Source organism: Pacificibacter marinus (assembly GCF_018860665.1).
Classification (GTDB): domain Bacteria; phylum Pseudomonadota; class Alphaproteobacteria; order Rhodobacterales; family Rhodobacteraceae; genus Celeribacter; species Celeribacter marinus_A.
In genome coordinates, this window is the sequence record NZ_JAHKPK010000055.1 from 250,804 (window position 1) to 265,457 (window position 14,654).

14 protein-coding genes are annotated in these 14,654 nt (G+C 53.8%); 6 read left to right on the plus strand and 8 right to left on the minus strand.

Features of this window, described 5'->3' with window-relative positions:
* Positions 1–68: 68 nt before the first annotated feature.
* Complete coding sequence (locus KO497_RS15195; protein ID WP_215944792.1) at positions 69–1,655, plus strand: SPOR domain-containing protein; 1,587 nt, start codon at positions 69–71, stop codon at positions 1,653–1,655.
* 87 nt (positions 1,656–1,742) lie between these two features.
* Here KO497_RS15195 and KO497_RS15200 read toward each other — a convergent pair whose 3' ends face one another.
* On the minus strand, positions 1,743–2,777 hold the full coding sequence (locus KO497_RS15200) for a hypothetical protein (RefSeq protein ID WP_252729695.1): 1,035 nt from the start codon (positions 2,775–2,777) through the stop codon (positions 1,743–1,745).
* Positions 2,778–2,902: 125 nt separating this feature from the next.
* On the opposite strand from KO497_RS15200, the gene KO497_RS15205 reads away from it, so the two are divergent.
* Positions 2,903–3,568 (plus strand): sulfotransferase family 2 domain-containing protein, encoded by a 666-nt coding sequence (locus KO497_RS15205; RefSeq protein ID WP_215944793.1) that lies wholly within the window; start codon positions 2,903–2,905, stop codon positions 3,566–3,568.
* A 304-nt stretch (positions 3,569–3,872) separates the two neighbouring features.
* Positions 3,873–4,574: a Hint domain-containing protein gene (locus KO497_RS15210; RefSeq protein ID WP_215944794.1), complete on the plus strand. Its 702-nt coding sequence runs from the start codon at positions 3,873–3,875 to the stop codon at positions 4,572–4,574.
* 91 nt (positions 4,575–4,665) lie between these two features.
* Here the strand turns inward: KO497_RS15210 and KO497_RS15215 are convergent, their stop codons facing one another.
* The 7 genes from KO497_RS15215 to KO497_RS15245 form a co-directional block, all read right to left on the minus strand.
* Entirely contained in the window at positions 4,666–6,873 is a 2,208-nt protein-coding gene (locus KO497_RS15215; RefSeq protein WP_215944795.1) for a 3-hydroxyacyl-CoA dehydrogenase NAD-binding domain-containing protein, read from the minus strand.
* A gap of 3 nt (positions 6,874–6,876) precedes the next feature.
* Entirely contained in the window at positions 6,877–8,088 is a 1,212-nt protein-coding gene (locus tag KO497_RS15220; protein ID WP_215944796.1) for an acetyl-CoA C-acetyltransferase, read from the minus strand.
* A 10-nt stretch (positions 8,089–8,098) separates the two neighbouring features.
* Positions 8,099–8,734 carry a glutathione S-transferase family protein gene (locus KO497_RS15225; protein WP_215944797.1) on the minus strand — a complete coding sequence of 212 codons (636 nt, stop codon included), beginning with the start codon at positions 8,732–8,734 and terminating at the stop codon, positions 8,099–8,101.
* Positions 8,735–8,852: 118 nt separating this feature from the next.
* Positions 8,853–9,065 (minus strand): hypothetical protein, encoded by a 213-nt coding sequence (locus KO497_RS15230; protein WP_215944798.1) that lies wholly within the window; start codon positions 9,063–9,065, stop codon positions 8,853–8,855.
* A 104-nt stretch (positions 9,066–9,169) separates the two neighbouring features.
* Positions 9,170–10,942: an acyl-CoA dehydrogenase C-terminal domain-containing protein gene (locus KO497_RS15235; protein WP_215944799.1), complete on the minus strand. Its 1,773-nt coding sequence runs from the start codon at positions 10,940–10,942 to the stop codon at positions 9,170–9,172.
* Between the two features lie 31 nt (positions 10,943–10,973).
* The gene (locus KO497_RS15240; protein WP_215944854.1) at positions 10,974–11,372 is read right to left on the minus strand and encodes a MerR family transcriptional regulator; all 399 of its coding nucleotides are present in this window, start codon (positions 11,370–11,372) and stop codon (positions 10,974–10,976) included.
* Positions 11,373–11,789: 417 nt separating this feature from the next.
* On the minus strand, positions 11,790–12,155 hold the full coding sequence (locus tag KO497_RS15245; protein ID WP_215944800.1) for a MerR family transcriptional regulator: 366 nt from the start codon (positions 12,153–12,155) through the stop codon (positions 11,790–11,792).
* Between the two features lie 230 nt (positions 12,156–12,385).
* Here KO497_RS15245 and KO497_RS15250 point away from each other — a divergent pair, with 230 nt between their 5' ends.
* Genes KO497_RS15250 through KO497_RS15260 form a run of 3 tightly spaced genes read left to right on the plus strand, consistent with a single transcriptional unit; the run spans position 12,386 to position 14,620 of the window.
* Positions 12,386–12,811: a PaaI family thioesterase gene (locus KO497_RS15250; protein ID WP_215944801.1), complete on the plus strand. Its 426-nt coding sequence runs from the start codon at positions 12,386–12,388 to the stop codon at positions 12,809–12,811.
* On the plus strand, positions 12,808–13,296 hold the full coding sequence (locus tag KO497_RS15255; protein ID WP_215944802.1) for a PaaI family thioesterase: 489 nt from the start codon (positions 12,808–12,810) through the stop codon (positions 13,294–13,296). The genes KO497_RS15250 and KO497_RS15255 overlap by 4 nt, the downstream gene beginning before the upstream one ends.
* Positions 13,289–14,620: an MATE family efflux transporter gene (locus KO497_RS15260; RefSeq protein WP_215944803.1), complete on the plus strand. Its 1,332-nt coding sequence runs from the start codon at positions 13,289–13,291 to the stop codon at positions 14,618–14,620. The genes KO497_RS15255 and KO497_RS15260 overlap by 8 nt, the downstream gene beginning before the upstream one ends.
* The last annotated feature ends 34 nt before the right edge of the window (positions 14,621–14,654 follow it).

The following is a 14,654-nucleotide window of genomic DNA, read 5'->3' on the forward strand; positions in this document are numbered from 1 at the left end:
GATTTGGCTCTAGGCAAGAATCCTGATCTACGCTAGTCTGCACACTATATCTTGTGTGGGGGCACATAATGAAGACGATCAGACTTATTTCCATTGCTGTATTGGCCGCGACACTCGGAGTGACGGGGCTGAATGCACGCACATCATTGCAAAATGCAGACGAGCCGGCAGAGTTTCCGCCAGCCAGCTATAAGGCAAGCCAATATGTTGACAGCGATGGTTGCGCTTATGTGCGCTCTGGCCATAGCGGTCATGTCACTTGGGTGCCGCGCGTATCGCGTGATCGCAAGGTTCTTTGCGGGTTCAAACCGTCTTTGGCCAATGCGCAAGCCAATCTGCCGGTGATCCCTGATCCGGTATTGCCAGCGGGTGTGAAAGCGCCTTTGGCGACTGTGGCCAGTACGACAACGCTGCCTGCAAAAGTCGCCACGTCATCTGCATCTGCGAAAACGGTATTCCCTGCGGCTGCTCCGGTTCGGTTGGCCCCTCAAGCCACAACTGCTGCGCACGCTGCCGCCGCTGCCAGTGTCGCGCGCAAACCTGCCCCAGTGAAAACGGCCGCTGTAAAAGCAGCCCCAGTCAAACGTGCAACGCTTGCAGATGCTGAAATCGTTGGGCAGACTTGCGGAACAAATGCAGCAGGCCAAGCGCTGCGCTGTACTGCAACATCGACGCAATCCCCCGACTATATTTTGAAACGCTTGCCGGCTGGAATCACAGTGCGCAAAGCGGATGGCGGCACTTTGACCACGACAGAGCCCACTTTGGTGCGTGTTGCGATCCATGCGCCACAGCCCGCCCCAGTTGTCTCAACTGCAGTTCTGCCTTTGCCAATTCAAGCGGCTCCCAAAGCGCCCGCGCCACAATATGTGACCGCAGCCGCAACACCGGTTACGTCTAATTTTACATCTCATTGCAACGGATTAAGCGGGAACGCCGCGCAATATATGCGTACCTCGTCAAAGCTTGCGGTCCGCTGTGGACCACAAGCTGTACACCCATCGGCCTACATTCAACGCAACGTTCAACGCGTTGCCCAAGCGAATGTGGCCTTGTCTGAAGTGTCTCGCAGAGGGCGCGAGCTTGGGGTGGTTTATACTGCGCCAGTTGCCGTGAAAACGCCCACTGGTTACCAGCGCTCCTTTGATGATGGGCGCTTGAATCCCAATCGTGGACCTCGGACTTTGGCAGGTGATTTCCAACAGGCACAGGTTTGGACCAACACCGTTCCTGCCTATCCTGTTGAAACAGGCGTGCGGCTCACGTTCTGGCAGCAACTGTTTGGAACCGGACCAAAAACAGTCCAACGTACCGTTGTCTATACTCAGCCAACGGCCACAGTGACTTCGCCCGATCAAGGCCTTCGTGTTTCAACCAAATCTGTTGCTCCTGTCAGCACGCCTGTTGCGCGCCAAGCCATCGCGTCAGGTCTGCGGTATGTGCAGGTTGGTACATTTGGTGTGCCGTCGAATGCTGATAAATCTATTGCACGTTTGTCAGCGATGGGGATGCCCGTGTCATCGCAAATCTTGAACCGCAATGGCAAGCAACTCAAAATGGTGTTGGCTGGACCTTTCGCCAGCCCCGAGCAAACCTTGCAAGCCTTGGGACAAGCGCGCTCTGTTGGATATAGCGACGCTTTTGCACGTAAATAACATCGTCGTATCGGCGATACAGCACATTACAAAAGCCTCTGTTTTCACAGGGGCTTTTGTTGTTTTAGGGCTGGAAAGACGGTGTATCTAGCCGCCACAGATGTTTTGAAGCGCGACCCAATTGCCATCGGCCAAAACAGGGCGTGCAGATTGCACCCGCACCGCGTCGGCTTCGATCAAAGGCAGTGTGCTGACGCCAGTGATGTCTTGAGCATAGGCATAAGGCCCTGTGCGGACTTCCGCTGCGGCAAAGCGATCTATCAAACGCTCGGTGTCGATGGGGGCAGGGTCTTGGCGCATCAGCTCTTCGGCATAGGTGTCTAGGGCTTCGTTTGGAATTTCACCACTGGTCAAAAGGCGCAATGAGGTCATCAGGCCTGCGCTGCGCAACAGATGTTCTAGCGGGTCGACATCAGCCGCGCGCTGCTGTTCGGCCAAAACGAACCCTGCCACGACATCAGGATCTTCATGGTCTTCGATCACACTGCGACCCAATAAAATGATCCCACCAGGTAAATGTTTCGCGCTTTGCACGCCGCTGCGCAAAACCACGATGTCGCCCGCGCCATTGGTGACCAATCTTGATTTGAGTGCCTGCAACGCTCGTGCGCCGTGCACTGTGTCGCAGGGCTGCCCCGACAGTCGCTCGATACGTGTGAGTAAGGCTTCGCCAATCTGCGTGCGGGTGACACCGGGAACAATGGTGACCGCTTGGCGCACCAAGGCACTTGGCAACCAAAAGACGCCGAGCCCCAAAGCACCAAGACAGACCGCGCCAAATAAGACACCGCGCAACCGACCGTGATGCGATGAGCCACGCTCAACAGCCTGCTGAATGCGTAAAATAGCCGCGATCATGACCTCGTCGTCGGTCTCTAAACGCTCTTCAGTGTCTGGGCCAGGAGAGAAAATGGCATGGCTTTCGCTCACGCTGTTTACACGTTTAATGGCGGGCAAAGACCAATGCGATAGGGTTTTGTCGTTGGGATCACTGATGATCAACGTGGCATTCCCCAAAGACACAATCACTTCCACCCGTTGGGTTTCCCCCTCAGGACGCCAAAGCGCTGTGGCTTCTAAACGATCATATTCAGATAGCGCGGTCATGCGCGGGCTGCTCATTTATTGTTTCTTTGCGACAATCTAACGTGGATCATGGGTCATAACAATCTACGGTCGTGTGATTTGGCGCAGCGAATGGCAATTTGGCGGTTTTCGAAGGTCACCGGCCGCGTTAGTTTGATGGCATGATCATTTCACACGGCCGCAAATACATTTTCGTCCATATTCCCAAAACCGGAGGGACGGCGCTAAGTTTGGCGTTGGAAGGACGCGCCATGGCCGATGATCTGTTGTTTGGCGATACGCCCAAAGCTGTGAAGCGGCGTAAACGGATGAAGGCCTTGAAGTCTGAGCGCAGTTTGCACAAACATGCGCGGCTGGCGGATATTGAAGGCCTTGTGCCGCAAAGCGCCTTGGGTGACTATTTCATTTTCACGCTGGTGCGCAATCCTTGGGACCGGATCGTCAGCTATTATCACTGGCTGCAATTGCAAAACTGGGATCATCCGGCGGTGCACTTGGCCAAGGCTGCCGATTTCACGACCTTTTTGAATGATCCTGCCACGCAAAAATCCTTGGCGTTTCCTTATGCGCATTATCTGACCGACAGCGGGGGCGTGGAGCGCGCAGGGCATTATATACGTCTTGAGTCCCTTGATCAGGATCTGACGCCGCTGTGGGATCACCTTGGATTTTGTCTCAGCCCGATTGCGCGTAAAAACGCATCGCCACGCCGCCGCGATTTTAGGGGCTACTATACGGACGCGGATCGGAAAATTGTCGGCGAGATCTGCGCCACAGACATCGCGCGGTTTGGCTATGCTTTCACGCAAACGGGTCTGTGCGACTAAGGGCGTCGTCGCGTTGTCATATGTAAGCCGATAGCGTTTTCATCATGAAAATCGTAAATCGAATCGCGGTTTCTATGACGGGTTTGATGTGGTCTCTGTCTTGCGGAGCAATTTTCTTAACAAAACCTTACCCAATTCGAAAACAATCGCGATGATTTGTTAATACTTTGTTCATTTTGGGGATTATGTCCCAATTGCGTCCCATTCTCGCCCTTCTGTTACCCTTTGAGCAGCATCAATAGAGACAACATTGATGAAGCGTCTGACAACCAGCAGACAGGACATGAATTAAGGGAACGACGAGATGATGAGTTTGGGCCAATTGTTTGCCAAAGATCGCACCGCTGACATGAACGGTCGTTCAAGCATGTGGGATGGTTCTCTGTCTGGCTTGACTGTTCAGACCAGCGGTTTTTGTGCAGGAACCAAAGTTGCTACAGACCTTGGATGGCGCAATGTTGAAACCCTGCAGCAGGGTGATTTGGTTTTGACCTTTGACGATGGTTTGCAATGCGTCACAGGCATCAAACGCACAGTGATTGCGGCAGATCAGCTGGGACAGGCAGTGCAGCAATGGCCATTGTTTATTCCAAAGGGCGCGCTTGGCAACCACGATGAGATGACATTGATGCCAGAGCAATCTGTCATGGTCGAAAGTGATCTGGGCGAAGCGATGTTTGGCGACCCTTTCACGCTTGTGCCTGCCTGCGCTTTGATTGGCTACAAAGGTATCGAGCGCATTAAACCGCGCGGCGCAATCGACGTTATCTCGATCCATTTTGACAGCGAACAGATTGTTTTCGCCAATGTGGGCGCCTTGTTCCATTGCCTGCCAGCCGAGGGCGATCTTGTCGCGGATTTGACCAATAAGAGCGCGGCCCCTGGTTACGATGTTCTGTCGATGACGCAAGCTGCAGGTTTCGTCGCCGCGATGATTGCACAAGTCGACCAAGACGCAGTTTGGATGGTGACTGCTGAAAAAACTGCCCCTCGTCAGGTCGTATAATTCTATAGAGTTTATCACCAATTCCATCAAAAATGCGCCCAGAACATGAAACCGTTCTGGGCGCATTTTATGTGTCGAAGCTATGTGCGATTTAGGTCGCTTTGCTGTCCACGCCTGCGCCAAAACGCTCGTAAAACGTCTCATTCGCGCCAGCGATATCGCGCAGCAAGGCAGGTGTTTCAAACCGCGCGCCATGGGTTGCCGTCAGTTTGTCACACATATCCACGGCTTGGGCGGCGCCGATGATGTCCAGCCAGCTGAACGGGCCACCAGACCACGGCATAAAGCCCCAACCCAAAATCGCGCCAACATCGCCTTCGCGAATATCCGTCAAAACGCCCGCTTCCAAAGCGCGCACAGCCTCAAGAACCTGCGCCATGATCAATCGGTGCTGCACTTCGTCCAGTTCGGGCTGGCTTTCTGCCGTTGGGAACTCGTCGGTGAAGCCCGTCCATAGCGCGCCGCGTTTGCCGCGATCGTCGTAGTCGTAAAAGCCTGCCTTCGATTTGCGGCCCAAACGCGCTTGATCTGCCATCCAAAACAGGACCTCGTCCACGGCCGCATCAGGGTAATCATCGCCCATGGCCGCCTTGGTGGCCTTGGCGATTTTTACCCCCAAATCCACTGAGGTCTCATCAATCAGTTGTAATGGCCCAAGCGGCATGCCCAAAAGCTTGGCTGCATTTTCAATCAGGGGCAATTCAACGCCTTCGGCCGCCATGCGCAGACCTTCGTTGATGTAGGGGATGATGCAGCGATTGGCGTAAAAGAACCGTGCGTCATTCACCACAATCGGCGTTTTGCGAATTTGTCTTACGAAATCAAGCGCTTTGGCCACGGCGATATCGCCAGTCTTTTGGCCCTTGATGATTTCGACCAATAACATTTTGTCCACGGGGCTGAAAAAATGGATGCCGATGAACTGTTCAGGGCGCTTGGAGGCCTTGGCCAATTCGGTAATCGGCAGAGTCGAGGTGTTGGTGGCAAAAATGCAATCCTCACCGACAATGGCCTCGACCTTGGCGGTCACGTCGGCCTTGACCGACGGATCTTCGAACACCGCCTCAACAATTAAATCACAGCCCTTGAGCGCGTCGTAATCGGTCGTGGCGTTGATGCGTGCAAGCACGTCTGCTTTGCTGTCAGGCGTTTCTTTTTTACGCGCAATGCCTTTGTCCAAAATGCCTTCGGAATAGGATTTTCCTTTATCTGCGCTTTCTTGTTTGGCGTCGATCAAAACAACATCGATTCCCGCCTTGGCAGACACATAGGCAATGCCCGCACCCATCATGCCCGCACCGATGATGCCGATGCGTTTGACAGATTGATCGCTCACCTCTGGGCGATTGGCGCCTTTTTCCAGTGCTTCTTTGTTAATGAACAATGACCGGATCATCGCGCCTGAGGATGGGTTCATCAAGACATTGGTGAACCACCGCGCCTCGATCTTGAGCGCTGTGTCAAAGGGCACCATTGCGCCTTCATAGATGGCCGATAGCATGGCTTTGGCCGCAGGATAGACGCCCTGCGTTTGGCCGTTGACCATGGCAGATGCCCCAACAAAGGTCATGAAACCCGCAGGGTGATAAGGCGCGCCGCCGGGCATTTTCCAACCCTTAGCGTCCCAAGGTTTTAATATGTCAGCATCCTTGGCCGACAACACCCAAGCCTTGGCTTCAGACAACAGGTCAACCGCAGGCACGATCTCGTCGATGACGCCGCTGGCTTTGGCCTTTTTCGGGTCCATCATTTGGCCCTGCAACAAGATCGGCGAGGCTGCCATGGCGCCCAGTTTGCGTGAAATCCGCGTTGTGCCGCCTGCGCCGGGGAAAATGCCGACTTTGATCTCTGGCAGGCCGATTTTGGCCTTTGGATTGTCTGCCGCAAAAATGCGGTGGCAGGCCAGCGGCAATTCCAATCCGATGCCAAGCGCCGTGCCCGTCAATGCCGCAGCAATTGGTTTGCCGCCTTTGTTGGTCTTGGGGTCCATGCCTGCGCGTTCGATCTTGCGCAAGATGGCGTGCATCGCCATCGTGCCCTCGAATAGGCCTTTGGCTGGATTATCGCCTGCGCTGTCTTTCATTGCGGCGATGATGTTCAAATCCATCCCGCCCGCGAATGTGTCTTTGCCCGAAGTGATGACCACGCCTTTGACGTTATCGTCTGCGAGGGCCGCATCGATATGGGTGTCCAAATCTGCAAGGCCTTCGAGTGACAGCACATTCATGCTTTTGGCAGCAACGTCCCACGTGATAACGGCAACGCCGTCTGTATCGATCTCATATGTAAAATCTGTCATCTGTTACATCCGTTCAATGATGGTTGCAGCACCCATGCCAGAGGCGATGCACAGTGTCGCCAAGCCCACACCTTTGCCAGTGCGTTCCAGCTCGTCCAAAAGCGTGCCGATGATCATCGCGCCAGTGGCCCCAAGCGGGTGTCCCATAGCGATCGATCCGCCGTTGACATTGACCTTGGAACTGTCGACATCAAAGGCCTGCATAAAGCGCAAGACGACAGAGGCAAAAGCCTCGTTCACTTCAAATAGGTCGATGTCAGAGATGGTCATGCCGTTGTCAGCAAGGATTTTCTGCGTCGCGGGTACGGGGCCGGTCAGCATGATGGTGGGGTCGGTGCCGATTTTAGCAGTGGCACGAATACGTGCGCGGGGTTTGAGACCGAATTTTTCACCGAACTCTTTGTTGCCGATCAACACAGCAGCCGAACCATCAACGATGCCCGATGAATTGCCCGCATGGTGGATGTGATTGATCGCTTCCAAATGCGGGTATTTCATCAAGGCGACTTTATCAAAACCGGGCATCACTTCGCCCATATCTTTGAATGCAGGTTTTAGTTTGGCGAGGGCCTCAACATCGGTGCCAGGGCGCATGTATTCATCTTGATCCAAAATGGTCAGGCCGTTTTGGTCTAATATTGGAACAATAGAATCTTTAAATCGGCCCTCGGCCCAAGCCATTTCCGCTCGCTTTTGCGACTCGACAGCCAAAGCATCGGCATCATCGCGGGTAAAACCAAATTCGGTGGCGATGATATCGGCAGAAATCCCTTGGGGAACAAAATAAGTGTCCATCGCAATGCTTGGATCTACCGCAATCGCAGCCCCGTCAGAGCCCATGGGCACACGGCCCATCATCTCGACACCGCCCGCGATATAGGCCATGCCCGCGCCGCCTTTGATTTGGTTCGCGGCCAGATTGACCGCTTCCATACCTGAGGCACAAAAGCGATTGATCGCAAGCCCAGGGATGCGTTGGTCAAGGTCTGAGGCCAGCACGGCTGTGCGCGCCAAACAGCCGCCCTGTTCACCAACTTGGGTCACATTGCCCCAAATCACGTCTTCAACGGCGTGGCCCGTCAGCCCGCTGCGGGTCTTGATGGCGTTGAGCATCTGCGCGGATAGGCGCGCTGCGGTGACCTCGTGCAGGCTACCGTCTTTGCGGCCTTTGCCACGGGGGCTGCGCACCGCATCGTAAATATATGCCTCAGTCATGAGTTCCTCCTCAGGCCCGATCCGCAGGGGATCCGGGCATCATGTCGTAGGGATGTTTCCAGTTGGGAAGACGTTCGATATTTCCCAACCATCGGTCAATATTGGCCCAATCGGTCCGTTCGAACCCAAAGGGTTCAGGGTAAAACAGGTAACCACAGCAAGCGATATCGGCGATGGTCACATCGTCGCCGACCAACCAATCGCGCCCCTCTAACGCTGTGTTTAGCACCTTGAGGGCGGCCATAACGCGGCCCGTGGTAAAGGCGATGACATCGGAAGAGCGTTTCTCGGGCGCGAGGAAGTTGGTCAAAAACCGCAATCCCCCGGCTGTGCCGGACATCTTTTGATTGTCCCACAGCACCCAGCGCATAACTTCGCGCGCGTCCGCAGGTGTTTTGCCGCCCAATTTGCCGGATGTTTCGACCGCGTAATGTTGGATCACGCCAGATTGGCTCAGTTTGACGTCACCATCGATGAAATAGGGAACTTCGCCCATCACATTCATTGCAAGATAGTCTGGCGTGCGTGCGCCGCCGTTGAAGAAGTCTACATAGACCGGTTCCCAGTCTATGCCGCATAAGGTGAGTGTGAGCGCCGCTTTATAAGCGTTGCCGCTTTCGCCAAAGCAATAAAGTTGAGCTGTCATGATGTGCCCTCCGTTTGGATATACATAGGGATGATCCGGCAAGATGTGAGGGGCGAGACCAAGAAATTGAGGGCCGAGTTGACATGAGAATGGGGGACGATATGGGGCGCGGCGTGTCTCATTTTTTCCGGTCCTCCAAATCCGAATTGAACAGTCGCAGGCGGTGTTCAAGCTTTTCCTGATGCGTCACGGAAGAGAAGTTTTCAAAGAGGAAAGACAGAGCCTCACCCTCATTCAACCCCGCCTCCCGCGAGAATGATTTGAGACGACGATAGCCATCTTCGGTCATTGAAACAGAAAAACGCCGCGTCATTCTAAATCGTTTGGGCATGGTTACGCTCCGTCATTTGTGCAAATGGTTGCAAAAAAGGGGCGCACAAAAAAGCCCTTCGCCCGCAATGGGGCAAAGGGCCAATTGCGCAGGGTTGCGCCAGCTTAGAATGCTTCGGCAGACAATGCCATGACTGGATCGGCACCACTTTCAATGCGTTTCAACAGTGTTGTCGTCATCGGCAATTGGCGGGCCATGTAATAGCGCGCTGTGATCAGTTTGTTCTTATGGAACTCAGGATCGTCAGTGCCGTTTGCCAAGGCTTTCAATGAGGCTTGCGCCATGCGGCCCCACATCAGACCCAGCGAGACATAGCCGAACAGATGCATGAAATCATATGATCCAGAGAGTGCCGCGTTGGGGTTTTTCATGCCGTTTTGCATAAAGTACATACCCGCAGCTTGCAGATCTTTTGAGGCGGCTTTGAGCGGTGTGGTGAATTCTTGCATCTCAAGCGCATCGGCCGATTTGCAGAACGTTTTGACCATATCGAAATAGGCCATCACATGTTTGCCGCCGTCTTGGGCCAATTTACGCCCCACAAGATCCAAGGCTTGCACGCCATTTGCCCCTTCATAGATCATCGCGATACGCGCATCGCGGGTGAACTGGGACATGCCCCATTCCTCGATATAGCCGTGACCGCCAAAGACTTGCTGCGCATTCACCGTGGCCTCATAACCTTTATCGGTAAGAAAGCCTTTAAGCACAGGGGTCATCAGAGAAATCAACCCTTCGGCGTCTGCATCACCGCCTTTGTGGCCCGCATCAATCAAGGACGCGCCCCATAGCATGAACGCTCGCGCGCCCTCAATAAAGGATTTTTGATCCATCAGGTTGCGGCGAATGTCGGGGTGGACGATCAAAGGATCGGCAGGGCCATCTGGGTTTTCCGCGCCTGTGACCGCACGGCCTTGCAGGCGATCTTTGGCGTAGAGGACAGCGTTTTGATAGGCGGCCTCAGCTTGGGCCAGCCCTTGCATCGCCACGCCAATCCGCGCTTCGTTCATCATGGTGAACATGGCACGCATGCCTTTGTTCATATCCCCCAAAAGATACCCTGTCGCACCGTCGTAATTCATCACACAGGTCGAATTGCCGTGGATGCCCATTTTTTCTTCCAGCGACCCCACAGAGACGCCGTTGTGATCGCCAAGGCTGCCGTCCGTGTTGATGTTGAATTTTGGTACGATGAACAGCGACACGCCTTTGATGCCCTCAGGGCCACCGGGGACCTTGGCCAGCACAAGGTGAATGACGTTGCTCGACATGTCGTGATCGCCCGACGAGATGAAAATCTTTTGACCCGACAGCTTATAAGACCCGTCGTCTTGTGGCTCGGCTTTGGTGCGCATCAGGCCCAAATCGGTCCCGCAATGGGGTTCGGTCAGATTCATCGTGCCGGTCCATTCACAGGATACCATTTTGGGCAGATAGGTCGCTTTTTGGTCATCCGTGCCATGCACTAAGATCGCCGAGGCCGCACCATGGGTGAGGCCGTGATACATGGTGAAGGCTTGGTTCGCGGCTGAAAACAATTCGCCCACAGCTGTACCCATCACATAGGGTAGGCCTTGGCCGCCAAAGTCTTCGGGCATGTCCAAGCCCGGCCATCCGCCGTCTTTGATTTGCGCGAATGCGTCTTTAAACCCCGTTGGGGTGGTCACGACGCCGTTTTCTAATTTGCAGCCTTCTGTATCGCCGACACGATTTAAGGGCGCGAGCACATCTGAGGCCAAAGCGCCTGCGGCGTCCAAAATTGCTTCGGTGAATTCTGCATCCAAATCGCTATATCCCGGCGTATTCGCGCCTGAGATATCCAGTACTTCATGCAAGACATATTGAATGTCTTTGGTCGGAGCTGTGTAGTTGGGCATATCGGCCTCCCTGATATTGCGGCGGGAGAGCCTATTCTGCCTCTTCCCGTATACGTGTGTTGTCGAGCGTGTTTTGCATCCAAGCCATTTGTTCATCCAACTCGGCCAGAACCTGTTGTAGGTCCTCGACTTGATGTTCAAGTTCGGTCTTGCGCGTTTTATAGGCGCTAAGCGTGCCTATAAGTTGTCTCTGCCCGGCGTCTTCTTCACTGTATAGCTCTAGAAGTTGACGAATTTGTTCTAGGGCGAACCCAAAACGTTTCCCGCGTAAGATTAACTTTAAACGTGCTCGATCTCTGCTTGTGAACAGGCGTCTTTGGCCTTCTCGGATTGGGAACAAAAGTTCTTTTGCTTCATAAAATCGCAAGGTGCGCGGCGTCACATCATATGCATCGCACATCTGGCGTATGGTCATCACCTCGTTTGTCATTGTCATATCGCTCCAGTTCATGTGCAGTGACTTGGTTAAGTCTGTGCTGTGGTTTGAAGCGAAGTAGTTCTCTTGCTCAACACTACAAGCTTCGTCGTCACGGATGTAAACGTAACGTGGCGTCACTTCCCGAATGGTAAAACATTCGACTCATTCCGCGCAGGGCACGCGAAATATTATTCCCCGCTAAGTTCCAAAAGCGGTTTGAGATAAATGCTCAATTTGACCTGTTTTATTGAATATCTGACGATCAAAGCGATTTGGCTGACATCAGACTTGCTACAATTATAACGCAAAATTTGGCCGCAACTGCGAGGCTGAAAAGGGTTAAAACGGCTGTTCAATTGGCAACGACGTTGCGTCGTTTCAGGTGAGCGTTGGATATCTGCCAGCCAAGAATAAACTGCCCAGCGTTGTTTAGCGCTTGTTGATCATATCTTGGCGCAATTGACCAAGCTCTGATATCGCAGTTTCGATTTCAGAGTGTTGACGTTGCAATTCAGTCAGCTGGCGATCCGCCAATGCGACAAAGGCGTCAGATTGCGCGGCCGTGCCTTCTTCGTTGTAGATCAAAAGCCACTGGCGTATTTCTTCCAGTGAAAACCCATATTTTCGCCCGCGTAAAATCAACTTCATCCGAGCCAATTCGCGCGATGTGTAAAATCGGGTGCGGCCCTCTTTTTCGGGCGATAGCAATTCGATGTATTCGTAATAACGCAAAGTGCGTGGCGTCACATCAAACTGTGAACACATCTCTTTGAATGTGAGGCGCGCGTTTGGCATACTCGAATTCTCCTTACCCTAAATCTAAACCTTCCTGATCCTTCATGCAATGTGGTTCGGCAATTTTTGACCGAAACATACCATGACTGCCGCGCACTCTATGCATCTGTCATAGTATCGTCTGGAGTATTGATTTACGTAAGGTCATATATGCTGTGCAGCCTAAGTCATTGCGATGCAGGCTCGCGTCACAATATCAATAGATATCAAAAAAAATCGAATTGGTTCACATGATACAAAACCGCACAGATATTGCCGCGCAGTTTATTTCCGCATTGCCCCATGCTCACGCACTGGGGCTGTCGCTCACGCGCATCGGAACTGCGGATGCCGAAATTCATTTACCTTACGATGAGGCCTTGATCGGCGATCTTGAAACAGGTGTCATTCATGGGGGGGCGGTCTCAGCTTTGATGGACACCTGCTGCGGTGCCGCCGTGATGGCGCATCCTGACGCGGGTGTCGCCACCGCCACCATTGATCTGCGAATTGATTATATGCGTGCAGCCGTGCCCAAAACCACGATTGTGGCTATTGCTGAGTGTTTTCATATGACCGGTTCTGTCGCCTTTGTACGCGCAACTGCGCATGATGGAACGTCCAAGACCCCCGTGGCGACGGCTACAGGCACTTTTGCAGTGGAGCGTGCAACATGACCCGCGCCACGCCAGAACCCGTACAGGTCATCAAAACCCGACGCAATTCTGCGCTTGAGGCGCTCAAAGCGCGTGTGCCCTATGCGGCCTATCTTGGGGTTGAATTCGAACGACATGGTGATGAGCTGACCACGGTTTTGCCGTTTCGCGCCGATCTTGTTGGTAATCCTGCGCTACAGGCCCTTCATGGCGGGGCCACGGCCGCGTTTCTGGAAATAACGGCGCAGGTTGTGCTCAGTTGGTCCGTCATTTGGCCACTGGTCGAGGCCGGCGGTGCGGTCGAATCCGTACCGACCTTGCCAAAAACCATTGACATCACAGTGGATTATTTGCGCTCGGGGCTACCGCGTGATGCCTATGCCCGCGCAAAGATCACCCGCGCAGGGCGTCGGTTTTCATCTGTTCATGTCCAAGCCTGGCAAGACAATGTTGATCGCCCCTTTGCGATGGCGACGGGACATTTCATGATGCCTGATCATGTCTGACCATTCCGTCGCCGCCGTGGGAGCGCTGACCCATAAACGTGTGTTGGCCATCGCTGTTCCGATTGTTTTGTCCAATGCAACCGTGCCGATTCTTGGTGCTGTCGATACGGGCGTGGTCGGGCAATTGGGCGAGGCTGCGCCGATTGGCGCAGTGGCCATTGGCTCGGTGATATTGTCGTCGATCTTTTGGCTGTTTGGATTTTTGCGTATGGGCACGACGGGGCTTGTGGCGCAGGCCCGTGGGGCAGGGGATTCGGGCGAAGTCTCTGCATTGTTGTCGCGGGTTCTGATGATCGCCTTTTCGGCTGGCCTTATGTTGATCGTCTTTCAAATCCCGATCCTATGGGCCGCGTTTCAATTGGCCCCTGCATCTGCCGAGGTGGAAACACTTGCGCGTGACTACATCGCCATTCGTATTTGGTCAGCACCCTTTGCAATTGCGATTTTCGGCTTTACCGGCTGGCTGATCGCGTCAGAGCGCAGCCGTTCGGTTTTGATGCTGCAACTGTGGATGAACGGACTTAATATCGCGTTGGATTTGTGGTTTGTCTTGGGGCTTGGTTGGGGGGTGCAGGGTGTCGCCATCGCCACCGTTATTGCAGAAATCACGGGGGCTATGTTTGGTCTATACCTATGTCGTTCGGCGTTGAAACATCCCGATTGGAAGTCGTGGGTCAAAGTGTTTGACGTGGCGCGCATGACCAATATGGCGCGCGTAAACACCGACATTATGATCCGGTCTATCCTGCTTTTGTCCATCATGGTGAGCTTTGCCTTTTTTGGCGCGGGCTTTGGCGACTTGACCTTGGCTGCCAACCATATTTTGATGCAGTTCATTTCGATCACGGCATTCGCAATGGATGGGTTTGCTTTTACCGCTGAGGTGATTGTAGGCCAAGCCTTGGGAGCACGATCGCGCAGCGCGCTGCGACAAGGCGCGATCTTATCATCCATGTGGGGCCTTGGAGTTTCTGTCGTCATGACTGTCGTATTTGCGGTCTTCGGGGGCGCGATCATCGATACAATGACCACCGCACCCGATGTGCAAGTTGAGGCGCGCAGGTTCCTGCCATGGATGATTGCGGTGCCCGTCGCTGGCATTGGCGCATGGATGTTGGATGGCATTTTTATTGGTGCGACCCGCACCCGCGATATGCGTAACATGAGCGCGCTCAGCCTGATCGTCTACCTTGGGGCCGTCTATGCACTGACGCCACTGTTTGGTGCGCATGGGCTTTGGGCGGCGTTGCTGATCAGTTATCTGGCGCGTGGGTTGACTTTGGCGTGGAAATACCCTGCGCTGGAACAGGATGCGGAGCGTTAAGCGCTTCGCATTTTAGGTGTTATTTGAGCACTGC